The following is a 24,988-nucleotide window of genomic DNA, read 5'->3' on the forward strand; positions in this document are numbered from 1 at the left end:
CTAGTGCTAAGCCAGGAATCGTTCGACATAGGGCGCGAACCGGGCGCGCAGATCCGGCTCGCTCAGGCCGAACATTTCGCACGACGTCTCGACGTTGCCGAGCCGGCCGCGCCGGTGACCCTCGAGGTACGCGCCGACGGCCGCGCGCGCCTCGTCGGTGAAGGGTTCCCCCGCCAGCGCATAGACGCGCTCGGCGACGCCGACCTCGTCGGCCATGAAGTCGTCGAACCGGATGTCGACCGAGCGGTCCGGGCCGATGGTGTCGCGGTCGCGGACGAGCGCGGTCAGCATGTCGTCGAGGCGGTCGATCCACGACGCCGCGATCCGCTCAACCGGCACGGGCGATCGGTGCATGCGGGCGGAGTAGGTGATCATCGCGACCATCGACAGCGCCACCGGCACCGGGTCGCGGTGGGTGAACACGACGATGCTGCCTGGAAAAACCCGGTTCAGCACCGGCACCTGCTCGAGGTGCTGGGGCGATTTGAGCAGCCAGCGCCGCCCGCCGCGCAGGAACTGCATGGCACGCAACTGCGTCGCCAGGTATTCATAGTGCGGCGTCTGGTCGTGGGCCTGGTAGTAGGCCCGCCAGCGTGGCACCTCCCCGAGGGTTTCGAAGAGCATGGTCGAGATGTCGTTGGCCAGCAGCTGGATCTCTTCGTGCACGTGGTCGGTGGTCATCTCGTGCATGAGCGGGAAGTGCGGCATCACGGTGTTGATGACGCCGACGGCCATGTCCATCCGCGTGCGCCGCGGGTCCGGCTCGACCCCCGCCTCGCCCGGCAGCGGAAACGGCTCGACACTTTCCCAGTAGGGCATCGTGCGGAAGGTGGTCGGCGCGGCCAGCATGTTGTGCAGGTGGGTGGTGCCGGTGCGGGGCAGTCCGGCGATGACGACCGGCGGTTGCAGCTCGATGTCGTCGATCTCGGGGTGGCGCCTGCGCAGGTCGGTCAGCAGCAGCCGGTTCTTCAGCAGCTGCAGCAGCTGACCGTAGAAGTTGACCACGCCGGCCGGGTGCAGGCCCTCGATCTCGCGCAGCGCGGCGAGGTAGACGTCGAGCCGCTCGCGGTAGTCGTCCGGGCCGAAATCGTTCAGTCCCGTGTCGGCGCAGGCCTGCGCGTGCAGCGCGCCGGCGTCCAGCGTGCACTGCGGCGCCAGGGCGGCCATCATGTCCAGGATCTGCCGGGCCTCGGCGCCGAACTGCGGCACCTCGAGGTCGTCGAGGCGAACGGTGGTCACGGCGACTTATGTTACTGTCAGTTTCGTAATGGCAGTGGATTTCGGGCGACCCCGCGACCCCCGGATCGACGGTGCGGTGCTGCGCGCGACGGTCGAGTTGCTCGGCGAGAGCGGTTACCCCGGGCTGTCGGTCGCCGCGATCGCCGAACGGGCCGGCACCAGCAAGCCGGCGATCTACCGCCGCTGGCCGAGCAAGGCGCACCTGGTGCACGAGGCCGTGTTTCCCCTCGGGGCCACGACGGCGATCCCCGACAGCGGCTCACCGCCCGACGACCTGCGCGAGATGGTGCGCCGCACGATGGCCGTCCTGACCACACCGGCGGCCCGGGCGGCGCTGCCGGGGTTGGTCGGCGAGATGGCGGCGGACCCCACGCTGCATTCCGCGCTGTTGGAGCGGTTCGCCGACGTCATCGCCGGCGGCCTGGCCGAGTGGCTGCGGATCGCCGCGCGCGCCGGCCGGGTCCGCCCCGACGTGACCGCCGAGGAGTTGGCCGAGGCGATCGCCGGCATCACCCTGCTCGGGCTGCTGACGCGCGGGGACGCGCTCGACGGGACCTGGGTCGACCGCACCACCGAGTTACTGCTGAAAGGAATCGGCGTATGACGCACGAGTCGGCCGTCGCGTGGCGGGAACTGCTGGAAGTGCTTGGTGCCGCCGATGTTTCGTTCCTCCAGGGCGACCGCGCCGTGACCGACGACCGGCATGTCGCGGACGGCTACCGGATGCTGGCCAGCACGCTGGGGGTGGCGTTCGACGCCTACCTCTTCCCCGAACCCGGGCGCCCGCAGTTCGCCGCCGTCAACACGCCGTTCCGGCGCGACCGGCGCTGGGGCGGCGACAACACCGACGCCTACTACTTCCTGTGCCCGGTCGATCCGGCGCGGCGCTACCGCATCAGCGGCAACGCCGGGGACAGCGTCTACTTCTCGGTGACCGCCTACAACGAACCGACGCCCGGCGCGTGGTCGGACCGGGTCGTCGCGATCGTCCGCGACAGCGACCTGGACGTCGACGCCGACGGCAACTTCTCCTTCGAGTTCGGCCCGACGCCCGACGCCGCCGTGCTGATGACCCGCGACTACCAGGCCGACCCCCTGACCGGCCGGCCCGTCAGCTGGCGCATCGAGGCGCTCGAGGAGCCCGGGCCGATACGGCACGGCGACACCGAAACCGCGGCCCGGCTGCGCGCGGCCACGGCGTGGCTGCGCACGATGTTCGCCATCGTTCCGCTGACGGTGGGGACGCGCGCCGACGACGAGCACGCGCTGGGGCACGAAACCGTCCATGCCGCAAACGCATTCGCCGAGCCCTACCAGGTGCCCGACGCCAACTTCGGCTGGTCGGCGCGCGACGCCTGCTATTCCTACGGCAGTTTCGTGCTCGACGATGACGAGGCGCTGGTGATCACGCACCGGCCCCCGCCGTGCCGGTTCTGGAACCTGGTGGTGTGGAACCAGTTCATGGCGACCTACGGCGCCTCGGAGGGCCCGGACGCCCGCTGCTCGATCAACGGCCACAGCGCCGTGCCCAACGCCGACGGGTCGGTGACGGTCGTGTTGTCCCGCGAGCGGACCGGCCACCCGAATTCGCTGACGACGCTGGGCTATCCGCGGGGCAACCTGGCTTTCCGGTGGTTCCTCGCCGAGGACCTGCCGGCGCGACCGCAGGTGGAACTCGTCAAGGCGGCGGACGCCCCGGCCGCCGCGAGCTGACCCGGGATCACCCCACTTCCCGTACGAGCTCGATCGCCCGGCCTAGGGTGGCGATCTTCGCGTCCAGCGTGTCACCGGCTGGGTACAGGCGAACCGTGTTCACGCCGGCGTCCCGCCACACCGCGAGCCGGGCACGCACCATGTCCTCGGTCCCGATGAGCGTGGTGGCGAGCACCATCTCGTCGGTGACGAGCGCGGCCGCGCCGTCGCGGTCGCCGCGCTGCCAGCGCTCGCGCACCCGCGCGGCGACCTCGGCCCAGCCCTGCCGGCTGTAGGCCCGGTTGTAGAAGTTCGTGCTCGACGAGCCCATGCCGCCGAGGCTGAACGCGAGTTCGCGCTTGCGCGCGGCGACCATCCCGCGCAGCGCGTCCTCGTCCGCGGCGAAGGCCACCTCGGCGCCCTGGCAGATGTCGATGTCGGCGCGGGTGCGGCCTTCGGCGGCCAGCCCGTCGTCGAGGTGAGCGAAGTAGGCGTCGCCGGCGCCCTCCGGGACGAAGCTGGTGCCCAGCCACCCGTCGGCGATCCGGCCGGTCAGCCGCAGCATCGCCGGCGAGAGTGTGGCCAGGTAGATGGGGATGGGGTGCTCGGGCCGCGTCGACAACCGCATCGGCACGGCCTCGCCGCCGGGGCGGGGAATCTGAAACTCCTTGCCGGAGTGGGAGATCTTGCCGCCGGTGAACGCCTGACGCACGATCTCGACCGTCTCGGCCAAGCGGGTCAGCGGCCGGGCGAACGAGACACCGTGCAGGCCCTCGATCACCTGCGGACCGGAGGCGCCCAGGCCGAGCAGGAAGCGCCCGCCCGACAGGTTCGACAGGGTGATCGCGGTCTGGGCGACGGCGACGGGCGAACGGGTGCCGACCTGCAGCACGCCCGAGCCGAGCAGCATCCGGTCGGTCCGCGCCGCGAGGTACCCCAGCGCCGACGGCGCGTCGGTGCCCCACGCCTCGGCGACCCAGCACACGTCGAGCCCCAGCATCTCCGCCTCGACCGCGAGGGTGAGCACGTCGCGCGCGGCGCTGGAGAATTCGACCGTGGTCGCGGTGCGCATCAGCGCACCCCGTGCTCGGCCAGCCTCTTGATCGCCGCCAACGTCTTGCCCATGGCGCCCTCGAACTCGCGCAACCGGACGAAGACGATCTTCTCTTCCTTGTCGGACATCGCCTCGATCGCCAGCGACAAACCCGAGCGCCCGGGGCCCATCTGCATCCAGTAGCTCAGCACCGTGCCGCCGTCGCGCGGCGTCATCCGGAACCGCCAGGTGGCCGCCGGATCGCCGGGATCCCCGACGGCCCAGGCGAATTCGCGCGGTTCGTCACAGGCGACGATCTGCGCCGGGGCGCTCCACTGCCCGAACGCCGGGTGTTCGTTGTGCCCGACGAAGCGCGCGCCGAGACAGGGGCCCTCGGCGCCGTCGGCCCACTCGATCGACTGCAGCTCGTTGCTCAGGGTGGGCATCAGCTTGATGTCGGAGACCAAACTCCACACCCTGGCGGGCTCGGCGTCGATCCAGGTCGACGCCTCCACCGTCGGTTTGTCCGCGTACCGGGCGCCCGTCCATTCCACGCAGCCCATTGTGCTCCCGCGGAAGCCGCGAAGCGCGGCCCGATACCGGATCGAGACCGCGCCCGCGGTGCTGCGTCGCTCAGGCCGCGATGGGCACCCGAGCGGCCGGCTCGTCCGCGGCCTTGCGGACCAGCGAGTCCGGAAAGGCGAGCTTGACGATCTTGCGGACCACGGTGCCGAACTGCCGCAGCAGCGGCCCGCGGTTGTAGGGGATTCCGTAGCGTTCGCAGATCTCCTGGACCTCGGGCGCGATCTCGGCGTAGCGGCGGGCCGGCAGGTCCGGGAACAGGTGGTGCTCGATCTGGTGCGACAGGTTGCCCGACAGCAGGTGGAACAGCCGTCCGCCGGTCAGGTTCGCCGAACCCAGCACCTGGCGGAAATACCACATGCCGCGCGACTCGTCCCTGGTCTCCTCGACGGTGAATTCCTGCGTGCCTTCCGGGAAGTGCCCGCAGAAGATGATCATGTATGACCACACGTTGCGCACCAGGTTGGCCGTCAGGTTCCCGGTGAACACGAACGGCGCGAACGGCCCGGCCAGCAGCGGGAAGGCGACGTAGTCCTTGAGCGTCTGCCGGCGGGTCTTCTTCCAGATCTCCCGCAGGGTTTCGCGCTTGTCCCGCAGTGTGATCTCACCGGCGCGGATGCGCTCGGTCTCCAACTCGTGCAGCGCGACGCCGTACTGGAACAGCACCATCAGGAGGAAGGCGTAGACCGGGTTGCCCAGGAAATACGGGCTCCACCGCTGGTCCTCGCTCATCCGCAGGATGCCGTAGCCGATGTCGCGGTCCATGCCGACGATGTTGGTGTAGGTGTGGTGCATGTAGTTGTGGGAGTGCCGCCACTGGTCGGCGGGGCACGCCGTGTCCCATTCGAACGCGCGGCCGGAGATGGCGGGGTCGCGCATCCAGTCGTACTGGCCGTGCATCACGTTGTGGCCGATCTCCATGTTGTCGAGGATCTTCGACGCGGCCAGCATGGCCGTGCCGACCAGCCAGGCCGGCGGCAGGAAGAGCAGCGCCCGCCCGCCGACCTCCAGCGCGCGCTGCGCCTTGATGACGCGGCGGATGTAGTCGGCGTCCTCGCTGCCGAGGTCGGCGATGACGCGTTCCCTGATGGCGTCGAGCTCGCGGCCGAACGCGTCGGCCTGTTCGCGGGTGAGGGCGATCTTGTTGTGTGCCATGGTGTTTCCTCCAGTGCGGGAAGTGTCAGAGGGCTTGGGGTGTCACAGGGCTTGAGGTATTAGAGGGACAGTTCGACGTCGCCGACCGGCACGGACACGCAGATCTGCACGTCCTCGTCGGGTCCGGTCGAGACGGCGCCGGTGGTCAGGTTGCGCACCGTGCCGGTGAGCTTGCGGCGGGTGCAGGTGTGGCAGATGCCCATCCGGCATCCGTTCTCCGGCGTCAGGCCGGCGGACTCCGCCTGCTCGAGCAGTGGCCGCCCGTCGTCGGCGGCGTCGATGCCGCTGTCCGCGAACGTGATTCGCCCGCCGGATGGGCTCGCCGGCACCTCGAACGCCGGCGGCACGAAGCTCTCGCTGAAGACGTTGTCGCAGTGCTCGCGCACCGCCTCCACCAAAGCCGTTGGGCCGCAGACGAAGACGGCGTCGGGCGAGGGCATGGCGGCGGCCAGGTGGTCGGGGCCGAACCGGCCGGTCAATTCACCGCCGCCGGCGCGGGTGTATCCGTGCAGCACGCGCACGCCGCGCAGCGCGTCGAGCTCGTCGCGGTAGCACGCCTCGTCCGGCGTACGGGCGTAGTGGATGAACGCGACGTCGCCCCGGTGGCCCGAGGCGAGCAGCGTCCGCAGCATCGCCATGACGGGCGTGATGCCGCTTCCGCCGGACACCAACAGGATCCGCTGTGGCCGCACCGCCGGCAGCACGAAGTCGCCGCCGACGCCGGCCAGACCGACCACCATGCCGCGGCGCGCGTGCTCGTACAGGTAAGCCGAGACGAGCCCGCCGTCGTGGCGGCCGATGGTCAGCTCGAGCGTTTCACTGCCCTCGGCGTTGGCCGGCGAGTAGCAGCGGGTGTGCCGGCGACCGTCGATCTCGACGGTGAGGTTGACGTACTGGCCGGCCTTGACGGCGTGGGCGGTGGTGAAGCTGTCGTTGGGGGCGAGCGTGAGGGTGACGCTGCGCGGCGTGGTGCGGCGCACGTCGACGATCTTGGCGCGGGCCTCGCCCAGCGTCCAGGTGGGCGCCACCAGTTCGGTGTAGCGGTCGACGCCGTGCGGCCCGGTGAGGAGGTCGATGAGATCGGAACCCAAGACCCGTCTCCGCAAGGCACGAGTTGTTTGAGTGAACATATGTATACCGTGCGGTGTGACGACGCAGGTAGTCAAGGGTTTACACCCCGTTTGTGGTAGGCTTCACATAGTGAACAGCCGTACTCCTAGCTCACGATTGCGCGGATCGAGCCGCTCGCGCGAGACGCCGTCGCGTGAGGAGCGCAAGGAGGCGACGCGACGCGCCATCATCGCCGCGGCGCTCAAGCTCCTGCAGGACCGCAGCTTCTCCAGCCTGAGTCTGCGCGAGGTGACCCGCGAGGTCGGCATCGTGCCCGCGGCCTTCTACCGCCACTTCGAGTCGATGGAGGCGCTCGGGCTGGTCCTGATCGACGAGTCGTTCCGCTCCCTGCGCGACACACTGCGCGAGGCCCGCGCGGGCAAGCTCGACCCGAACAGGGTGATCGAGTCGTCGGTCGAGATCCTGATCGCCAGCGTGGCCGAGCGGCGCGAGCACTGGCGGTTCATCGGGCGCGAACGCAACAGCGGGCTGTCGGTGCTGCGCTACGCCATCCGCACCGAGATCCGGCTCATCACCGCCGAACTGGCGACCGACCTGGCGCGGTTCCCCCGGCTGCACGAGTGGAGCACCGAGGACCTCAACATCCTTGCGACCCTGTTCGTCAACTCGATGATCGTGATCGCCGAGGCCATCGAGGACGCGCAGAGCGCCGAGGCGCTGGAGGACATCCGGCGCATCGCCGTGAAGCAGTTGCGCATGATCGCCATCGGGATCGCGGGCTGGCGGAGCAGTCCCTGACCCTCCTCAGGCTCGCCGCGTCATCGCAGTGAACAGTCGAACACTGATCACTCCGTGGTCTGCGTGAGGTCGGGCTCGACGTTCTCGTCGACGACCTCGTACAGCGATTCGCCGTCCTCGGGTGCGCCGTCGATCTGCCCCCGGTGGGCGCGGGCGGGGGGGGCGGGCTCGACCGCGTCGCGGACGTCGATGTCGTCAGGGGAGACGTCGGGCTGCTCCTCGGCGAGACGGGCGTCGAGGGACTCACCCTCACGCTCCTCGCGCGCCGTCATCCCGAAGCGGTTGGCCCCGCTCCATCCCTCGGGCGGGTCCACGACGATGTCCCCGTCGTCGTTGTGCACCTCGTCGGAATCGGTGCCTTCGCTCGCGTTCAGCGTGTCGCCCGGACCGCCCTCCTCGGGGAAGTCCGAGGCGTCCATGTCGGCTTGGGGGTTCTCGGTCATGGCCTTTCGATTGCCCGCCGGGTCCGGGCCCTAAACGCCGCGCCCGGTCACCTCGGCGGCCGCCACATCGCCCACAGCGTCGGGCCGCCCTCCGGCAACCGGATCTCGCGGGTGACCTCGAAGCCGAACCGCTCGTAGTACGGCACGTTTTCGGGTTTGCTCGACTCGAGGTAGGCGGGGCAGTATTCCGCGTCACAGCGGTCGAGCCGGGATCGCATCAGGACCTGCCCGAAGCCCTTGCCCCGCACGTCCGGATCGCTGCCGATCGCGGCCAGATACCAGTGCGGCTCCTCGGGATGCACGCTCTTCATCAGCTCGAGCACGGCCAACGCCTTCCGGGTGCGCAGCCCGAACGCCCGGATCATGCTCGGCATCATCGCGAATTCCTCGCGGCCCGAATGCTGCCAGCGGTTCGGCGGATCCCACAGCGCCGCGGCGCCGATGCCCGGGCCGTCACAGGCCACCTCCGCGCCGCCGCCGGACAGGTGGTGGTGGCGGGTGATCGCGGCGAACAAGCGCCTGAGTTGCGCAGGGCGCGAAGGGGGATTCGGGAGGATCCACATCATCACCGGGTCGTCGTAGAACGCCCGGCTCATGGTGCGCGAGAGCTCGCGGATGTCGGACTCGCGCGCGGGGCGCGCCTGTGGGCTCATCAGGTCAGGCTAGGCGACGCCGCGGCGCGAGGTGTGACGAGCGACGCCGCGGGTACTTTGACCCGGTGACCGGGATGTCGCGTAGGTCGTTCGGGCGGATGGCCGCCGGCGCGGGCGTGCTGGGGCCCGCCGGAATCTCCGCCGCCTGCGGCGGTGACCGGGGCCGGCCCGCCGGTCCCCCGACCCCGCCGGGCAAAGGGGTAGGCGTCGTGCTGTCGCACGAGCAGTTCCGCACCGACCAACTCGTGGCGCAGGCCCAGGCGGCCGAACGGGCCGGCTTCCAATACGTCTGGGCCAGCGACCACATCCAGCCGTGGCAGGACAACGAGGGCCACTCGATGTTCCCCTGGTTGACCCTGGCGCTCGTGGGCCAGAGCACCAGCCGCCTCACGTTCGGCACCGGCGTCACCTGTCCCACCTACCGCTACCACCCGGCGACGGTGGCTCAGGCGTTCGCGTCGCTGGCGCTCCTCTACCCCGGCCGGGTCTTCCTCGGCGTCGGCACCGGCGAGCGCCTCAACGAACAGGCCACCACCAACAGCTTCGGCAAGTACGCCGAGCGCCACGACCGGCTGGTCGAGGCCGTCACGCTGATTCGCCAACTGTGGGGCGGCGGCCGGGTTTCGTTCAGCGGCAAGTACTTCCAGACCGACTCGCTGAGGCTGTACGACACCCCGCCGACGCCCCCGCAGATCTTCGTGGCGGCCAGCGGGCCCAAGAGCGCGACGCTGGCGGGCCAGTACGGCGACGGCTGGATCACCCAGGCGCGCGACCTCTCCGATCCCCGGCTGCTCGCCGCGCTCGCCGCCGGCGCTCGAGCGGCCGGTCGCGATCCGGCGACCCTCGGCAAGCGCGCCGAGGTGTTCGCCGTCGTCGGCGACGCCGCCGCGGCCGCCCGCGCGGCGACGTTGTGGCGCTTCACCGCCGGCGCGGTCGATCAGCCCAACCCCGTCGAGATCCAGCGCGCCGCCGACGCCAACCCCATCGACAAGGTGCTCGCCAACTGGGCGGTCGGCACCGACCCGGCAACCCACGTCAACGCCGTGCAAAAGGCGTTGGACGCCGGGGCCGTTCCGTTCCTGCACTTCCCTCAGGACGATCCGACCGCGGCCATCGACTTCTATCGCACGAACGTCCTGCCGAAGCTGCACTGATCCGTCAGTTCGGCGGTGCGCTCGGGATTTCGGGTTGGATGTAGACCGCCCGCACCGACGGCACCGCCTGACGGATGCGCGTCTCCGCGTCGCGAATCACGGCGGCGGCAACGGCGAATTCGGGCTCGGGGCCGCACACGACCCTGGCGGCGACCACGAGCTGGTCCGGGGCGAGGTACTGGGTGCGCAGGTCGGTCACCGCGTCGACGTGCTCCTCGCGTTGCAACACCGAGCGAATCACCTTGCACTGGTTCGCCGTTGCACCCTCGCCGATCAGGAGGCTGTGCGTCTCGACGATCAGCACCAGGGCGATCCCGCCGAGGAGGACGCCGATGGCCAGGGTGCCGATCGCGTCCCAGATCGGGTCACCGGTGACGGCCGTGAGGCCCACGCCGGCGAAGGCCAGGGCCAGGCCGATCAGTGCGGCGCTGTCCTCGAGCAGGACCACCGGCGGCTCGGGCACGCGCGAATTGCGGATGAACTGCCACCAACTGTCGGATCCCTTCAACCGCTTCGACTGTTTGCGCACCGTGTGCAGGCTGTAGCCCTCCAGCAGCGCGGCCACGCCCAGGATCGCGATCGCGATCTGCGGTGAGGTCAGCGGTTCGGGGTTTCGGAGCTTGCGACAGCCCTCATAGAGGGCGACCACCGAGCCGAGCGCGAACACCAGCAGGGCCACGACGAACGAGTAGAAGTACCGGCTGCGGCCATACCCGAACTGGTGCAACGCATCCGGGCGCCGGTGCGCCTGGCGCTTGCCGAACATCAGCAACAGCTCGTTCATGCTGTCGGCGACGGAGTGCAGCACCTCGGCGAGCATCGCCGCACTGCCGGTGACGAGGAAGCCCACGAGCTTGGCGACGGCGATCCCCGCGTCGGCACCGAACGCCACCAGTACGGACTTGGTCGTGCTGTCGGCGGCCACCACCCGGGCATACCCTTGGCCGCCAGCGCGAAACGACCGTCGGCTGCAAGCCGTTTCAACACCCGGGGCCCGGGTACCCGCAGGCCAATCCGCGATCAAGGCTCCGATGGAAGGCAAGTTATGGACGCGATCACTTTTCTCCGCCAGGACCACAAGAGCGTGCTCGGGTTGCTGGAAACCCTCGACGGCGCCCCGTCCGGGTCGGGCGCCGAGGCCAGCGGCCTGGAGACGGTGGTGAACAACCTGATCATCGCCGAGTCGCAACACGAGGCGATCGAAGAGCAGTTCTTCTGGCCCGCGGTGCGAAATGCCATCGGCGACGGGATCGTCGACAAGGCGCTCGAGCAGGAGCAGGCCGGAAAGAAGGTGCTGCAGCGGCTGGAGGACGGCAAGCCGGGCGAGGCCGACTATCACGACGCGCTGCAGGAATTCGTCAAGCTGGGCCGCGAGCACATCGCCTACGAGCAGGACGTGGTGTGGCCGCAGGTCGAGGCCGTGATCGGCCGCGACGACCTGGAGAAGATCGGCGGAAAGCTCGAAGCGGCAAAGAAAGTCGCGCCGACGCGGCCGCACCCGAACACCCCACCGAACCCCGCCGTGCTCAAGACGGTCGGCATGGGCGCGGCGGTCATGGACCACGTGCGCGACGCCGTCACCGGCCGCGCCGACGACAACCCGCCCGACCCGCAGGTCAAGTAGCAGAGAGGAAAAAGGCCGGGCGTTGATTTCAACGCCCGGCCTTTCTCACTGTCGAATCAGGTCGAATCAGATTGTGGGAATGCGTTGTTCGTGCGTGAAGGGCTTGTCGGCGTTGATCGCCGGCGAGCCGTTCGGGTTCTGCTCGGCGCCCGTGTTCTGACGGGTCGTGCCGCCCAGCCACTCTTCCTGCGGCTTCTCCACGTACTGCCATTCCATGCCCTCCGGCCACGGGCCCTGACCCTGGTTCCACGGCCCTCGAATGGACTCGCCGCCGCCGTTCGACATGTTGAACGCGACGTTCGCGAAGCGGGGGTCCGCCGGCAGTTGTCCCGGCGGGAAGTTGACCGGCAACTCGTTGAGGGCCGCGGTGAACTGCTGGTAGTGGGCCACCTCGCGTGTCATCAGGAAGTTGAGCGTGTCCTGGACGCCGGGGTCGTCGGTGAACTGCTTGAGGTATTCGTAGACGATCTTCGCCCGGGATTCGGCGGCCAGGTTGCTGCGCAGGTCCACCGTCGGGTCGCCATTGGCGTTGACGTAGGAGCCCATCCACGGCACGCCCTGGGAATTGCTCACGTCCGGGCCACCTCCGGTCAGCGCGAGGTACAGCGGGTTCACCGCAACCTGGTGGACGATCTGGTCGCGCCCGTCGCCGCTGGACACCGCGGGCATCCAGTCGCACTTCTCGTTGGCGATCTTCAGATCGTCATTGAGCCCGTCGAGCAGCATGGTGATCATCGAACCGACCATTTCGAGGTGACTGAGTTCCTCGGTGGCGATGTCCATGAACAGGTCGTACATTTTGGGGTTTTTGTCCCGGAGGACGAAGGCCTGGGTGAAGTACTGCATGGCGGCCTTGAGTTCCCCGTTGGCGCCCCCGAATTGCTCTTGCAGCAGCGTGGCGAACCGCGGATCCGGGGCGCTCACCCGGACCTCGAATTGCAGGGCTTTGTTATGGACGAACACGGGGCCTCCTAAGCCTTCGGGACTGGTGTAATTCGCGGCGGGTACCCGTGGTAGATGCCGACAAACGTTGTGGCAGCGGGCTTACTCGGCCCATACGCGGCGGGCGGGGGCGCCCGGCGAAAACCGATGGTGCACAATCCCGTCTTATGGACATCGCCGACACCAACGCTCGGCACGAACTGGCGCTGCGCATGGCCGAGCTGGTGCGCGAGATCGCCGCCCCCCGGCCACTCGAGCGGGTGCTGGCCGAGGTCACCACCGCAGCGAGGGAGCTCATACCGCGGGTCGACCTCGCGGGAGTCCTGCTGGTGAAAGGTGGCGGCGAATTCGAGTCGGTGGCCGACACCGACGGTCTCGTCGCGGAACTCGACAGGCTTCAGCACGATTTCAGCGAGGGTCCCTGCGCCGAGGCGGCGCTGCGGGAAACGTTGGTCCGCAGCGACGACATGCGTGACGAGACGCGGTGGCCCCGCTACGCGCCGGCGGCCGTCGAGCGCGGGGTGCTGGGCAGCCTGTCGTTGAAGCTGTACACGGCGGACCGCACCGCCGGCGCGCTCAACCTCTTCAGTTTCGAGGCGGGCGCATGGGATTCGGAGGCCGAGACCATCGGCATGGTGTTCGCCGCGCACGCCGCCGCCGCGATCCTGGCGGCGCGTCATGGTGAGCAGCTGCATTCCGCGATGTCGACCCGGGACCGGATCGGTCAGGCCAAGGGCATCATCATGGAACGCTTCGGCGTCGACGACGTCCGCGCCTTCGATCTGCTGCGCATGCTCTCGCAGGAGAGCCAGCTCAAGCTCGTCGACATCGCGCAGCGCGTCGTGGACACCCGCGGCACCGGCGGGGAACTGTGAGGAACGGCTCGGCGAGACGCCCGCTTACGATGGTGGGGCCCTAATCGACGAGTCCGGCGCGGCGTTGCGCCGGGGAACGGGTGGCCACCGTGTGGGATTTCGAGACGGACCCGGAATATCAGGCCAAGCTCGACTGGGTCGAGAAATTCATGGCCGAGGAACTCGAGCCGCTGGACCTGGTGGCCCTCGACCCCTACGACAAGAAGAACGCCGAGATGATGGCGATCCTGCGGCCCCTGCAGCAGCAGGTGAAGGACCAGGGGCTGTGGGCCGCGCACCTGCGGCCGGAGCTCGGCGGCCAGGGGTTCGGGCAGGTGAAGCTCGCCCTGCTCAACGAGATCCTCGGCCGGTCGCGCTGGGCGCCGTCGGTGTTCGGCTGCCAGGCGCCCGATTCGGGCAACGCCGAGATCCTCGCGCTGTTCGGCACCGACGAGCAGAAGGCCCGCTACCTGCAGCCGCTGCTCGACGGCGAGATCACCTCCTGCTACTCGATGACCGAGCCGCAGGGCGGATCCGACCCGGGGCAGTTCGTCACGGCCGCGACGCGTGACGGCGACGACTGGGTGATCAACGGCGAGAAGTGGTTCTCCACCAACGCCAAACACGCGTCGTTCTTCATCGTCATGGCCGTCACCAATCCCGAGTCCCGGACATACGACAAGATGTCGCTGTTCATCGTTCCCGCCGAGACACCGGGCATCGAGATCGTGCGCAACGTCGGCGTCGGCGCCGAATCGTCCAAGCGCGCCAGCCACGGCTACGTCCGCTACAACGACGTGCGGGTGCCGGCCGACCACGTGCTGGGCGGCGAGGGCCAGGCATTCATGATCGCCCAGACTCGGCTCGGCGGCGGCCGCATCCACCACGCGATGCGCACGATCGCGTTGGCGCGCAGCGCATTCGACATGATGTGCGAGCGCGCGGTGTCGCGCAAGACGCGGCACGGCCGGCTGGCCGACTTCCAGATGACGCAGGAGAAGATTGCCGACAGCTGGATCCAGATCGAGCAGTTCCGGCTGCTGGTGCTGCGCACGGCGTGGCTGATCGACAAGCACCACGACTACCAGCAGGTGCGCCGCGACATCGCGGCGGTGAAGGTCGCCATGCCACAGGTCCTGCACGACGTCGCGCACCGCGCCCTGCACCTGCACGGCGCCCTGGGCGTCTCCGACGAGATGCCGTTCGTCAAGATGCTGGTGGCCGCCGAGTCGCTGGGCATCGCCGACGGCGCGACCGAACTTCACAAGATGACGGTGGCCCGTCGCACGTTGCGCGAATACCAGCCCGTGACAACGCCTTTCCCGTCCGCGCACATCCCGACGCGGCGTGCCGAGGCGCAGGCCCGACTGGCGGAGCGCCTGGAACACGCCATCGCCGAGTTCTAGACCTCCCTCGGTCGAGCGTCGACTTATTGCCCAGAACCCAAGGTCCGTTTCGCGCCAACAACTCGACGTTCGGCGCGGGGGATCAGGTGATGTAGCGGACGATGCTTTCGGCGACACACGCCGGCTTGGGCGAGCCCTCGATCTCGACCGTCGTCGACATCGTCGCCTGCACGGCACCGTTCCCCAGGTCGTCGACACTCACCAACGACGTGTTGGCGCGCACCCGAGAACCGACCGGGACGGGTGCCGGGAAGCGAACCTTGTTCAGGCCGTAGTTGATTGCCAGCTTGATCCCGTTGACGGTGTAGATCTGGTGCTGCAGCCGCGGCAGCAGCGCCAGGGTCATGAACCCGTGCGCGATGGTCTTTCCGAACGGGCCCTTGGCCGCCCGTTCCGGGTCGACGTGAATCCACTGGTGGTCACCGGTCGCGTCGGCGAACAGATTGACGTCGTCCTGGGTGATGGTCACCCAGTCGCTCTGGCCGATCGTCTCGCCGGTGGCGGCCGTCAGGTCGGCCACCGAATCGAAGGTGCGCATTGGTCCTCCTGAGGGGTGGTAACGATGCCCGCCTGCACCCTATCCGAGCCCGCCGCTGGGGTCGTCGGGCGGTTTGCGGCGGGGCCGCACGGGTACAGGACAGCGATGACGGAGAACAAGGGCCACAAGACTGAGGACGACGTCGAGCCCGAGGCGCACGAGTCTCGCTCGCGCGCCGCGGCGGGGGAGCCCGACGGCTCGTACGTGGGCGCCGCGGGCTCCGACGACACGTTCGACGCCGGGGAGACGGGCGCCGAGGCCCGGGCCGAGCGAGGCTGACGGGCTGACGCGCCGGGGGGCGCAGAATGACGCCGTGCGACTGCTGCTGATCGCCGATACCCATGTGCCCAAGCGGGCGCGCGACCTGCCCGCGGAAGTCTGGGACGAGGTCGCGGCGGCCGACGTCGTGGTGCATGCGGGCGACTGGGTCGCACCACAACTGCTCGACGAGCTCGAGTCGAGGGCGGCCACCCTGGTCGCGTGCTGGGGCAACAACGACGGGCCGGAACTGCGGCGGCGGCTTCCCGAACGCGCGGACGCGACGCTGGACGGGGTGCGCTTCACCGTGGTGCACGAGACGGGTGCCGCGGCCGGCCGTGAGGGCCGGATGTCGCGGCTGTATGCGGACACCGACGTCCTGGTGTTCGGCCACAGCCACATCCCGTGGGACTCGACGGCCCCCACCGGCCTGCGCCTGCTCAACCCCGGCTCGCCGACCGACCGTCGCCGCCAACCGTTCTGCAGCTACATGACCGCCACCGTCGGGGACGGCCAATTGACCGCCGTCGACCTGCATTTCCTCAACAAGTAGCGGGTATCTAACCCATACACAGCTGACACACACATTTAGCTCGTAGACAGAGGTATATGGGGGCAGTTCAATCGGGCACCGATCTGGTCGCCGAGGTGTTCGGCGTCGTCGGCAGATTCCGCCGGCAACTTCGCCGATCGGCCGGTCGCGGGTTCGATTCGGCGCGGCTCAGCGAGGCGCAGGCGGAACTGCTGTGGCTCGTCGGCCGGCAACCGGGCATCTCGGTGAGCGCCGCCGCGGCGGAACTCGGCCTGGTGCCCAACACCGCCTCCACGTTGGTGTCCAAGCTGGTCGCCAACGGCCTGCTGATCCGGACCGTGGCTGAGACGGACCGCCGCGTCGGGCGGCTGCGGCTCGCCGAGCCCACCCAGCAGCTCGTCGACGCGTCTCGGGCCGCACGGCGCGCACTGCTATCGGACGTGCTCGACGAACTCGACGACGAACAGATCGAATCCCTGACAAGGGGATTGGAGGTCCTTGACATGATGACCCGACGACTCCAGGAGCGGCGCTCATGAGCGAACTACCGATGGCGATCGACTGCCGGAACCTGACCTACCGCTACGGCAACTTCACGGCGGTCGACGACGTCACGCTGCAGGTGCGGCCCGGTGAGACGATGGGCCTGCTGGGCCCCAACGGCGCCGGGAAGACGACGCTGGTCCGGATGCTCACCACGTTGACGCCGGTGCAGCAGGGCGAGTTGCGAATCTTCGGCATGGACACCCGCGCCGAGACCGTCGACATTCGCAGCAACATCGGCTATGTGCCGCAGCAGCTTTCCGTCGAGCCGGCATTGACCGGGCGGCAGAACGTGCAGTGGTTCGCGCGGCTGTACGGGGTGCCGCGGGCCGACCGGGCGCAACGGGTGGACGAGGCGCTCGCCGCCATGGAGCTCCTCGACGTGGCGGACCGCCGCGCCGGCACCTACTCGGGGGGCATGGTCCGCCGTCTCGAGGTGGCCCAGGCGCTGGTGAACCGCCCGTCGCTGCTGGTGCTCGACGAGCCGACCGTCGGCCTCGATCCCATTGCGCGGGACGGGGTTTGGGGTCAGGTGCAGAGGATGCAGGCCCAGTTCGGCATGACCGTGCTGCTCACCACCCACTACATGGAGGAGGCCGACGCGTTGTGCGATCGCGTCGCGCTGATGCACCGCGGCGTGCTGCGCGCCGTGGGGACCCCCGCGAAGCTGAAGTCCAAGGTGTCGCCCGGCGCGACGCTCGAGGACGTGTTCCGCCACTACGCGGCCTCCGACCTGGCGGGGCAACCGGAGACCTCCGGCTCGTTCCGCGAAATCCGTTCCAGCAGAAAGGTTGCCAGCCGTGCCAGCTGACCACGCAACCCAGGCGACCCTGGTCCGCGCGCCGCGGGGGGCCGAGCGCGTCCCCGCCACGCTGAGCCGCGTGGGCGCGTTCGCGATCGTGGAGCTGCAGAAGCTGCAGCACGACCGCACCGAATTCGTCACCCGCATGGTGCAACCCGCGCTGTGGCTGCTGATCTTCGGCACCACGTTCAGCCACCTGCACGTCATCAACACCGGCAAGGTGTCCTACCTCGCGTTCCTGGCGCCGGGCATCATCGCGCAGTCGGCCCTGTTCATCTCGATCTTCTATGGCATCCAGATCATCTGGGATCGAGACGCGGGCGTCCTCGCCAAGCTCATGGTGACGCCCGCGCCCGCGTCGGCGCTGATCACCGGCAAGGCGTTCGCGGCCGGGGTGCGGTCCGTCGCGCAGGTCGTCGGCGTGATGGCGCTGGCATACATCATGAACATCGGCCTGACCGTCAACCCGCTGCGGGTACTCGCGGCGATGGTGGTCGTGATGCTGGGCTCCGCGTTCTTCGCCTGCTTGTCGATGACGCTGGCCGGACTGGTGCTGAGCCGGGACCGCCTCATGGGCATCGGCCAGGCCATCACGATGCCGTTGTTCTTCGGGTCCAACGCCCTCTACCCGGTGGACGCGATGCCGGCGTGGCTGCACGCGCTGAGCAAGGTCAACCCGCTCAGTTACGAGGTCGACGCGCTGCGGGCGCTGCTGATCGGCACCCCGTTCAACCCGGTCGACGTCCTAGTGCTCGCGGTGGCCGCAGTCATCGGAATCGGCACGGCGTCAACGCTTTTGCGTCGGCTGGTCGCCTAGGGCAGGCGAATAGCCTCTCCGGCAACACCGTTCACTCGACAGCCTGTCGCGACCGAGTCCGCGCCGTCACGCGATCGTTAGCCAACCGCGATGTCGCGGCCCGGCCACGACAGGCGAATTGCACCCTCCCCCTGTGTTTCACTGCGCAGGCGAACAAATCGACCGCACCACGCGGCAGATGAAGGATGGGTAGGGGCTATGACGTTCGTTCAGAAGTTGCGCGGGGCGGTGACGACCATGCCGCGACGGCTCATGGTCGCGGCGACGGGAACGGCCCTGTTGGCGGGTCTGGTCGGCGCCGTCGGCGGCTCGGCCACCGCGGGGGCATTCTCCCGGCCGGGGCTTCCGGTCGAATACCTGTCGGTGCCGTCGCCGTCGATGGGCCGCGAAATCAAGGTGCAGTTCCAGGGGGGCGGGCCGCACTCGGTTTACCTGCTCGACGGCCTGCGGGCCCAGGACGACTACAACGGCTGGGACATCAACACCCCGGCGTTCGAGGAGTTCTACCAGTCGGGCCTGTCCGTGATCATGCCGGTGGGCGGGCAGTCGAGCTTCTACAGCAACTGGTACCAGCCGTCGTCGGGCAACGGCCAGAACTACACCTACAAGTGGGAGACGTTCCTGACCCAGGAGATGCCCGCGTGGCTGCAGGCCAACAAGCAGCTGTCACCGACCGGCAACGCCGCGGTGGGGCTGTCGATGTCGGGCGGCTCGGCGCTGATCATGGCGGCCTACTACCCGCAGCAATTCCCTTATGCCGCATCGCTGTCGGGCTTCCTCAACCCGTCCGAGGGATGGTGGCCGACGCTCATCGGCCTGGCGATGAACGACTCGGGCGGCTACAACGCCAACAGCATGTGGGGCCCGTCGAACGACCCGGCCTGGAAGCGCAACGACCCGATGGTTCAGATCCCGCGGCTGGTCGCCAACAACACCCGCATCTGGGTCTACTGCGGTAACGGCACGCCCAGCGACCTCGGCGGCGACAACATGCCGGCGAAGTTCCTGGAGGGTCTCACGCTGCGCACCAACCAGCAGTTCCAGAACACCTACGTCGCCTCGGGCGGACGCAACGGGACGTTCAACTTCCCGCCCAACGGGACGCACTCGTGGCCGTACTGGAACCAGCAGCTGGTCGCGATGAAGCCCGACATCCAGCAGGTGCTTCTCGGCAGCAACAACGCGGCCTAGGAACACCCCTCGCAACACCCGAGCCGGCATCGGCAGTGGCGCAACCGGTCAGCGCCGCTGCCGATGCCTATTTTTCTGCGTCGGCCCGGTCGGCCTCGGCCCGCTCCTTGAGCAGCGCCCGGCGATCCTGATGGAAGTACGTGTAGGCGGTCGTCAGCGCGCACACCGCGGTGGCCATCACCAGCATCCAGGTCCCGTTCGTCACGACGCTGATGAAGCCGCCCACCGCGGCGCCGAGCATGAAACTGGCCAAGAGCAGGAAGTAGCCGAGCCAGTCGTCCACCTTCCCCGCGCCGGCGATGTGGCGTTCGATGCCCTGCCCCATCTTCACGATCGTGCCGGTCACGTAGCTCAGCGGGACCGACACCTCGCCGTTCTTGACGAACGATGTGTTCAACGCCCCGTTGGCGAAGGCCAGCACCAGGATTGGGGCGAAGTCGAGGAAGTTCTCCTCCCAGCCCTCGTCGATGACGTCGAGGCCGGTGGCGATCAGCAGGCTGATCGTGGTGAGCACGGTGGGGCCGTGCGGATGATTGACCCAGAAGTGGCGCCGGCACACCGAGGCGACCACCACGCCCGTCACGAACGAAACCATCAGCAGCGCCGCGCTTGCGGCGAGCCATGGTTGGTGTGTGAAGTAGGACAGGACGGCGCGTTGCGCGTTGCCGGTCATGAAGACGACGAAATAGCCCTGGGAATGGGTGAAGGAGATCGCCCCCAGCACCCCGGCCACCACCGCCAGCACCCAGGAGAGCCGCGCCTCGCTGTTGAAGGTTTCACTCGCCACACGAACATGCTTTCAGAAGCCCGTGCCAATCGCAGGGCGCGCATAGCAAACTCCTATGCAGCAAACCCTCTCGGGCGGATTTCTATGTGACCAATCGCTGTGTGACGAACAGAGTGTGACGAAGCCGTCGCGCCTACGCGGCGGTGAGCCGGGCGATGGAGCGCAACGGGATCGGCAGCCAACCCGGCCGGTGCCGGGCCTCGTAGCCCGCCTCGTAGACGGCCTTGTCGAGTTCGTACGCGGCCAGCACGTGTGCCGAGTCCCGCGGGTCGATCCCCGCGACCGCCGCATACCCGTCGCAGAAGGCCTTGGAGTTGCGCTCGACCCACTCTCGGGCGCGGGCGGCCAATTGCTTGTCGGTGGGCTGCTCTACCAGCGGTCCGTAGGCGGCGTACTCGAACGAGCGCAGCACGCCGGCCACGTCGCGCAGCGGCGAGTCGGGAGCCCGCCGCTCGTCGAGCGGCTGGCCGGGCTCGCCTTCGAAGTCGATCAGCAGCCAGCTCTCCGGGGTGCGCAGCACCTGGCCCAGGTGCAGGTCGCCGTGCACCCGCTGGACGGTGATCGTCTCGTCGGCGAGCTTGCCGAACCGCTCCTCGATGATCGCCGCGTACTCCCGGAGCTCCGGCACCGCGGCCACGGTCGACGACAGCCGCGCGAGCATGTTGTCCACCGGGAACGGCGCCTGCGCCGTGCCGAGTTCCTGGGCCAGGGTGGCGTGCACGGACGCGACGGCCTCCCCCAGCCGGTTCGACTCGGCGGCGAAGTCCCCGCCGACCTCGTAGGCGTACAGGTCGCCCTCGGCGAACAGGTCGCGCACACTGGCGGTCGCCATCGCCCACCCCTCGGCGGCGTTCGACGCGAACTCGGTCACCATGCCCAGCGGCCACGCCTCGTCGCCGGGTGGCGTCATCTCGTAGGTGCCCAGCAGCCGGGCGACGTGCGGGTTGGCCGCCCGGCCGAGCACCCGGTTCAGCTCGATGTCGGGGTTGATGCCGGCGCTCACGCGGCGGAACACCTTGAAGATGGCGCGCCGGTCGAAGATCACGCTGGTGTTGCTCTGCTCGGCGTCGGACACGTGCGGCATGGCCTCCAGCGGGAGGGTGACACCGGGCTCCTTGGTGAAGGTGAGTTTCCCGGAATCGGGTGTGTCGCGTTCGCCGCCCGCGTCGATGAGCGACAGCAGGAATTGCGGCGCGGCCGCGTCGTAGAGCGCGTCGAAACCCGTCCGGTCGTCGGCGGCGCCGATCGTCGCGACCGTGCTGTACTCGGACACCGGCGCCGAGTCCCACCCGACGATCACCTGGTAGCGCTCCGCGGGCCCCGTCGTGTACTCGGCGTCCACCAGGACGAGGTCAAGGTCGTCGCGCAGTGGGACGACGACGGCGGCCTCGGCCGCCACCAGCTTCCGGTTGCGTCCGGCGTACCACCGCTGCTGAGGCAGCCACTCCGCCCAGGGCAGCTCGCCCGGGCTTCCAGTGCTTGTCATGCGTTCTCCTCACAGGCGGGGGACAACTGGAACCAATAGAAACCGTGTCCCGGCAGCGTCAAAAGGTAGGGCAGGTGGCCGATGCGCGGAAACTCGACGTGCCCGGTCAATTCCACCGGCGTGCAACCGCTCCAGTGCTGGAGGTTGAGCTCGATAGGCTGCGGGAACCGGGACAGGTTGTTGACGCACACCACGACGTCACCGGTCTGGCCGCTCCCCCTGACCTGCCGGATGAACGCCAGCACCGACGGGTTCGAGCCGCCCAGTTCCTCGAACGTCCCGGTGGCGAAGGCCCGGTGGCGGCGGCGCACCGCCAGCATCATGCGGGTGAAGTTAAGCAGCGACGTCGACGTGTCGCGCTGCGCCTCGACGTTGACCGCCTGGTAGCCGTAGACCGAGTCCTGGCTGGGGGGCAGGTACAACCGACCGGGGTTGGCCTTGGAGAAGCCCGCGTTGCGGTCCGGGGTCCACTGCATCGGGGTGCGCACCCCGTCGCGGTCACCGAGCCAGATGACGTCGCCCATGCCGATCTCGTCGCCGTAGTACAGCACCGGCGAGCCGGGCAGCGACAGCAGCAGCGCGGTGAACAGCTCGATCTGATTGCGGTCGTTGTCGAGCAGCGGCGCCAGGCGGCGCCGGATCCCGACGTTGGCCTTCATCCGCGGGTCCTTGGCGTACTCCGAGTACATGTAGTCGCGTTCTTCGTCGGTGACCATCTCCAGCGTCAACTCGTCGTGGTTGCGCAGGAAGATCCCCCACTGGGCCATGTCGGGGATCTCGGGCGTCTGCGCGAGGATCTCCGAGATCGGGAACCGGGACTCGCGGCGGACCGCCATGAAGATGCGCGGCATGAGCGGGAAGTGGAACGCCATGTGGCATTCGTCGCCGCCGGTCGTGGGGTCGCCGAAGTACTCCACGACGTCGGCGGGCCACTGGTTGGCCTCGGCCAGCAGCACCCGGCCCGGGAATTCGTCGTCGATGACCTTGCGCACCTTCTTGAGGAAGGCGTGCGTCTCGGGCAGGTTCTCGCAGTTGGTGCCCTCCCGCTCGAAAAGGTAGGGCACGGCGTCCAGCCGGAACCCGTCGATGCCCAGCCCCAGCCAGAACCGCAGCACGTCGATCATGGCTTCCTGCACCGCGGGGTTGTCGTAGTTCAGGTCCGGCTGATGCGAGAAGAACCGGTGCCAGTAGAACTGCTTGCGCACCGGGTCGAAGGTCCAGTTCGACTCCTCGGTGTCGATGAAGATGATCCGGGCGTCGTTGTAGCGCTCGCTGGTGTCGCTCCAGACGTAATAGTCGCCGTAGGGGCCGTCGGGGTCGTGCCGCGACTCCTGGAACCAGGGGTGTGAATCCGAGGTGTGGTTCATCACCAGGTCGGTGATGACGCGGATCCCCCGCTCGTGCGCGGCGTCGAGCAGGTCGACGAAGTCCTCCACGGTGCCGAACTCGGGCAGCACCTTGTAGAAGTCCCGGATGTCGTACCCGCCGTCGCGCAGCGGCGAGTCGTAGAAGGGCGGGAGCCAGATGCAGTCGATTCCCAGCCACTGCAGGTAGTCGAGCCGCCCGAGGAGACCGCGCAAATCGCCCGACCCGTCCGCGTTGTCGTCGAAGAACGCGCGGACCAGCACCTCGTAGAAAACCGCGTGCTTGAACCAGGTCGGGTCGGCGGGCAGTGCGGCGGCGTTGTCGAAGTCCTCGGCGTTGGGGTGTTCGACCAGCCCTCCCTCCACATGACTGCCCGATGCGGGATGGTGCTCGACAGCGTCTCTTGCGTCGTTCATCATTTCCACGATGCCACGTGTACCCGAGGCGCGACCGTGGGAATCACGCCCGCGGAGAACCGCCCAATTACGCCTGGCGGCAACGTAATTCGCCGCCAGGCCAACGTCTTTCGGACGAGGATCAGGCCGGCGGCCCGTCCGCCAGCGTCACCTGCTGGGTGCGGTTGTCGCCGCCCGCCGTGCGGAAGCTCACAGCGATCGTGTCACCGGGGTGGTGCGGGACGAGCACGTCGGTCATCCCGGTGGCCCCGTTGATCGCCACGCCGTCGACCGACGTGATGACGTCGCCGGGGGAGATCCCGGCCGCCGCGGCCGGGCCGCTGGTGACCACTCGCTGAACCTTCGCGCCGTTGCCGCCGTTGTCGACGACGCCCAGGCCGAGGAACGCCGTCGGGCCGATGTGCACGGTGCGCGATGCGGCGCCCGACCGGATCTGGCCGGCGACCCCCATTGCGGTGCCGATCGGGATGGCGAAGCCCTGCCCGCCCGACATCTTGTAGCTGTCGGTGGCGGCGGTGTTCATGCCGATCACCTGCCCGGCGTTGTTGACCATCGGCCCACCCGAGTCGCCCGGCTTGATCGGGGTGTCGGCCTGGATCAGGCCGCTCAGCGTCTCCTGGGCACCGGTCAGGGTGTCGTCGGCCGAGACCGTTTGGTTCAGCGCGAGGACCTTGCCGGCGACCGCGCTCGGCGTGCCGCCCTGGCCGCCGGCGTTGCCGAGGGCGACGACGGGCTCGCCGACCGACGCCGGTCCGCCGATCGCGGCGGTCGGGAGCCCGGCGGCGCCGCGCAGTTGCAGCACCGCGACGTCCTGGTTGCGGTCGTAGCCGACCACGTCGACGGCGTAGGTCTGCCCGTTGCCGACGTCGAACGCGCTGATGTCGGTGGCGCCCGAGATCACGTGGTTGTTGGTGAGCACAACTCCGTTGGGGTCGATGACGATGCCGGTTCCGGCGCCCACCGCATTGTTGTAGCCGAACCGCGTGTTGATGTTGACGACCTGCGGGCCGACCTGGCCGACCAGGGCCGACGGGTCGAGCGGCGCCTGCGGCCGGTCGCCGAATTTGTCGAGCGCCGGCGTCGACGGCACGGCGGGCGCCGCCGTGGCGGTGGCGGGGCTGAGCCCCAGCCCGAGGCCCAGCCCGACGGCGGCCAGCACCCCGACGAAGCCCGACCACCCGACGGGGCGGTGGTGCGATCTGCTCATTTCGTCGCCTTCCATGCGGTAAACATCGGGATGCCCAGGCCTGGAGGTCTGGCTGGCAATTCCCTGTGGGTATTAACCGTAATGCAGTTGGCTAACCACGGCAGAGGCGGATTCTTATTGGCTGCCTATCTTTCTTTGCTGACGGCGTGCGCGATGTCCCGGCTGGCGCCGAAGATCAGGTCCATCAGGGTGACGTCGCGGTAGGAGAAGCGCCACCAGCCGTCTACGCCTCGAAGCGGGCGAAGTGGTGTTCGGCCCGCATGCGGAGTAGCGACGCGGGTTCGCGAGACGTAATCGTCTGCGACGGGCGTCGGGGCATTGTCAATCGGTTAGTGCAACATCTGGTCAGGCGGCTTGGTCGAGGAGTTGGGCGAGTCGTTGGGCGGGGGTGTCGAGGTTG

Annotated in this window: 27 protein-coding genes; 13 read left to right on the forward strand and 14 right to left on the reverse strand. The window is 68.8% G+C overall.

Features of this window, described 5'->3' with window-relative positions:
- Positions 1 to 6 precede the first annotated feature (6 nt).
- Complete coding sequence (locus tag GPY60_RS10710; protein ID WP_231639559.1) at positions 7 to 1,170, reverse strand: sulfotransferase family protein; 1,164 nt, start codon at positions 1,168 to 1,170, stop codon at positions 7 to 9.
- A gap of 97 nt (positions 1,171 to 1,267) precedes the next feature.
- Here GPY60_RS10710 and GPY60_RS10715 point away from each other — a divergent pair, with 97 nt between their 5' ends.
- Together GPY60_RS10715 and GPY60_RS10720 are read left to right on the forward strand one after the other, a co-directional pair.
- A complete protein-coding gene (locus GPY60_RS10715; RefSeq protein WP_156687641.1) occupies positions 1,268 to 1,843 on the forward strand; it encodes a TetR/AcrR family transcriptional regulator in 576 nt (191 codons plus the stop codon).
- Positions 1,840 to 2,952 (forward strand): DUF1214 domain-containing protein, encoded by a 1,113-nt coding sequence (locus tag GPY60_RS10720; protein WP_156687642.1) that lies wholly within the window; start codon positions 1,840 to 1,842, stop codon positions 2,950 to 2,952. The genes GPY60_RS10715 and GPY60_RS10720 overlap by 4 nt, the downstream gene beginning before the upstream one ends.
- A 7-nt stretch (positions 2,953 to 2,959) precedes the next feature.
- Here GPY60_RS10720 and GPY60_RS10725 read toward each other — a convergent pair whose 3' ends face one another.
- From GPY60_RS10725 to GPY60_RS10740, 4 genes are all read right to left on the reverse strand, one after another.
- Positions 2,960 to 4,003, reverse strand: coding sequence for an LLM class flavin-dependent oxidoreductase (locus GPY60_RS10725; protein WP_156687643.1), 1,044 nt, complete (start codon positions 4,001 to 4,003; stop codon positions 2,960 to 2,962).
- On the reverse strand, positions 4,003 to 4,527 hold the full coding sequence (locus GPY60_RS10730; RefSeq protein ID WP_197283628.1) for an SRPBCC family protein: 525 nt from the start codon (positions 4,525 to 4,527) through the stop codon (positions 4,003 to 4,005). The genes GPY60_RS10725 and GPY60_RS10730 overlap by 1 nt, the downstream gene beginning before the upstream one ends.
- 70 nt (positions 4,528 to 4,597) lie before the next feature.
- On the reverse strand, positions 4,598 to 5,701 hold the full coding sequence (locus GPY60_RS10735; protein WP_156687645.1) for a fatty acid desaturase family protein: 1,104 nt from the start codon (positions 5,699 to 5,701) through the stop codon (positions 4,598 to 4,600).
- Positions 5,702 to 5,760: 59 nt separating this feature from the next.
- Positions 5,761 to 6,831: a ferredoxin reductase gene (locus GPY60_RS10740; protein ID WP_156687646.1), complete on the reverse strand. Its 1,071-nt coding sequence runs from the start codon at positions 6,829 to 6,831 to the stop codon at positions 5,761 to 5,763.
- Positions 6,832 to 6,928: 97 nt separating this feature from the next.
- Here GPY60_RS10740 and GPY60_RS10745 point away from each other — a divergent pair, with 97 nt between their 5' ends.
- Positions 6,929 to 7,570: a TetR family transcriptional regulator gene (locus GPY60_RS10745; protein ID WP_197283630.1), complete on the forward strand. Its 642-nt coding sequence runs from the start codon at positions 6,929 to 6,931 to the stop codon at positions 7,568 to 7,570.
- Positions 7,571 to 7,617: 47 nt separating this feature from the next.
- Here GPY60_RS10745 and GPY60_RS10750 read toward each other — a convergent pair whose 3' ends face one another.
- Both GPY60_RS10750 and GPY60_RS10755 read right to left on the reverse strand, forming a co-directional pair.
- Entirely contained in the window at positions 7,618 to 8,013 is a 396-nt protein-coding gene (locus GPY60_RS10750; protein WP_156687648.1) for a hypothetical protein, read from the reverse strand.
- 47 nt (positions 8,014 to 8,060) lie between these two features.
- Positions 8,061 to 8,666 carry a GNAT family N-acetyltransferase gene (locus GPY60_RS10755; protein WP_156687649.1) on the reverse strand — a complete coding sequence of 202 codons (606 nt, stop codon included), beginning with the start codon at positions 8,664 to 8,666 and terminating at the stop codon, positions 8,061 to 8,063.
- Between the two features lie 65 nt (positions 8,667 to 8,731).
- Between GPY60_RS10755 and GPY60_RS10760 the strand changes: the two genes are divergently transcribed.
- Positions 8,732 to 9,820 carry a F420-dependent hydroxymycolic acid dehydrogenase gene (locus tag GPY60_RS10760; protein ID WP_156687650.1) on the forward strand — a complete coding sequence of 363 codons (1,089 nt, stop codon included), beginning with the start codon at positions 8,732 to 8,734 and terminating at the stop codon, positions 9,818 to 9,820.
- A gap of 4 nt (positions 9,821 to 9,824) precedes the next feature.
- Here the strand turns inward: GPY60_RS10760 and GPY60_RS10765 are convergent, their stop codons facing one another.
- Complete coding sequence (locus GPY60_RS10765; protein ID WP_156687651.1) at positions 9,825 to 10,745, reverse strand: cation diffusion facilitator family transporter; 921 nt, start codon at positions 10,743 to 10,745, stop codon at positions 9,825 to 9,827.
- A 120-nt stretch (positions 10,746 to 10,865) separates the two neighbouring features.
- Here GPY60_RS10765 and GPY60_RS10770 point away from each other — a divergent pair, with 120 nt between their 5' ends.
- On the forward strand, positions 10,866 to 11,444 hold the full coding sequence (locus GPY60_RS10770; RefSeq protein WP_156687652.1) for a hemerythrin domain-containing protein: 579 nt from the start codon (positions 10,866 to 10,868) through the stop codon (positions 11,442 to 11,444).
- Between the two features lie 66 nt (positions 11,445 to 11,510).
- Here GPY60_RS10770 and GPY60_RS10775 read toward each other — a convergent pair whose 3' ends face one another.
- Positions 11,511 to 12,407, reverse strand: a complete 897-nt coding sequence (locus tag GPY60_RS10775; RefSeq protein ID WP_156687653.1) for a manganese catalase family protein — start codon at positions 12,405 to 12,407, stop codon at positions 11,511 to 11,513.
- A 146-nt stretch (positions 12,408 to 12,553) separates the two neighbouring features.
- Here GPY60_RS10775 and GPY60_RS10780 point away from each other — a divergent pair, with 146 nt between their 5' ends.
- Positions 12,554 to 13,261, forward strand: coding sequence for a GAF and ANTAR domain-containing protein (locus GPY60_RS10780; RefSeq protein ID WP_156687654.1), 708 nt, complete (start codon positions 12,554 to 12,556; stop codon positions 13,259 to 13,261).
- Between the two features lie 89 nt (positions 13,262 to 13,350).
- The gene (locus GPY60_RS10785) at positions 13,351 to 14,646 is read left to right on the forward strand and encodes an acyl-CoA dehydrogenase family protein (protein ID WP_156687673.1); all 1,296 of its coding nucleotides are present in this window, start codon (positions 13,351 to 13,353) and stop codon (positions 14,644 to 14,646) included.
- Positions 14,647 to 14,728: 82 nt separating this feature from the next.
- On the opposite strand, the gene GPY60_RS10790 is transcribed toward GPY60_RS10785, so the two are convergent.
- On the reverse strand, positions 14,729 to 15,184 hold the full coding sequence (locus tag GPY60_RS10790; protein ID WP_156687655.1) for a MaoC family dehydratase: 456 nt from the start codon (positions 15,182 to 15,184) through the stop codon (positions 14,729 to 14,731).
- Between the two features lie 105 nt (positions 15,185 to 15,289).
- On the opposite strand from GPY60_RS10790, the gene GPY60_RS26595 reads away from it, so the two are divergent.
- From GPY60_RS26595 to ag85C, 6 genes are all read left to right on the forward strand, one after another.
- Entirely contained in the window at positions 15,290 to 15,463 is a 174-nt protein-coding gene (locus tag GPY60_RS26595; protein ID WP_197283629.1) for a hypothetical protein, read from the forward strand.
- Between the two features lie 34 nt (positions 15,464 to 15,497).
- Positions 15,498 to 15,995 (forward strand): metallophosphoesterase family protein, encoded by a 498-nt coding sequence (locus GPY60_RS10795; RefSeq protein WP_156687656.1) that lies wholly within the window; start codon positions 15,498 to 15,500, stop codon positions 15,993 to 15,995.
- Positions 15,996 to 16,051: 56 nt separating this feature from the next.
- Positions 16,052 to 16,513, forward strand: coding sequence for a MarR family winged helix-turn-helix transcriptional regulator (locus GPY60_RS10800; RefSeq protein ID WP_156687657.1), 462 nt, complete (start codon positions 16,052 to 16,054; stop codon positions 16,511 to 16,513).
- Positions 16,510 to 17,328 carry an ATP-binding cassette domain-containing protein gene (locus tag GPY60_RS10805; RefSeq protein ID WP_156687658.1) on the forward strand — a complete coding sequence of 273 codons (819 nt, stop codon included), beginning with the start codon at positions 16,510 to 16,512 and terminating at the stop codon, positions 17,326 to 17,328. Before GPY60_RS10800 ends, GPY60_RS10805 begins: the two co-directional genes overlap by 4 nt.
- Positions 17,318 to 18,136, forward strand: a complete 819-nt coding sequence (locus tag GPY60_RS10810; protein WP_156687659.1) for an ABC transporter permease — start codon at positions 17,318 to 17,320, stop codon at positions 18,134 to 18,136. The genes GPY60_RS10805 and GPY60_RS10810 overlap by 11 nt, the downstream gene beginning before the upstream one ends.
- A gap of 198 nt (positions 18,137 to 18,334) precedes the next feature.
- Positions 18,335 to 19,327 carry a diacylglycerol acyltransferase/mycolyltransferase Ag85C gene (gene ag85C, locus GPY60_RS10815; RefSeq protein WP_156687660.1) on the forward strand — a complete coding sequence of 331 codons (993 nt, stop codon included), beginning with the start codon at positions 18,335 to 18,337 and terminating at the stop codon, positions 19,325 to 19,327.
- A gap of 67 nt (positions 19,328 to 19,394) precedes the next feature.
- On the opposite strand, the gene GPY60_RS10820 is transcribed toward ag85C, so the two are convergent.
- The 4 genes from GPY60_RS10820 to GPY60_RS10835 all read right to left on the reverse strand — a co-directional run bounded on the left by GPY60_RS10820 (position 19,395) and on the right by GPY60_RS10835 (position 24,588).
- On the reverse strand, positions 19,395 to 20,114 hold the full coding sequence (locus tag GPY60_RS10820) for a YoaK family protein (protein WP_156687661.1): 720 nt from the start codon (positions 20,112 to 20,114) through the stop codon (positions 19,395 to 19,397).
- 133 nt (positions 20,115 to 20,247) lie between these two features.
- On the reverse strand, positions 20,248 to 21,600 hold the full coding sequence (locus GPY60_RS10825) for a maltokinase N-terminal cap-like domain-containing protein (RefSeq protein ID WP_156687662.1): 1,353 nt from the start codon (positions 21,598 to 21,600) through the stop codon (positions 20,248 to 20,250).
- The gene (gene treS, locus GPY60_RS10830) at positions 21,597 to 23,381 is read right to left on the reverse strand and encodes a maltose alpha-D-glucosyltransferase (protein ID WP_156687663.1); all 1,785 of its coding nucleotides are present in this window, start codon (positions 23,379 to 23,381) and stop codon (positions 21,597 to 21,599) included. The genes GPY60_RS10825 and treS overlap by 4 nt, the downstream gene beginning before the upstream one ends.
- A gap of 121 nt (positions 23,382 to 23,502) precedes the next feature.
- Positions 23,503 to 24,588, reverse strand: a complete 1,086-nt coding sequence (locus GPY60_RS10835) for a S1C family serine protease (protein WP_156687664.1) — start codon at positions 24,586 to 24,588, stop codon at positions 23,503 to 23,505.
- Between the last annotated feature and the right edge of the window lie 400 nt (positions 24,589 to 24,988).

It is taken from the genome of Mycobacterium sp. Marseille-P9652 (assembly GCF_902652685.1).
GTDB lineage: Bacteria > Actinomycetota > Actinomycetes > Mycobacteriales > Mycobacteriaceae > Mycobacterium.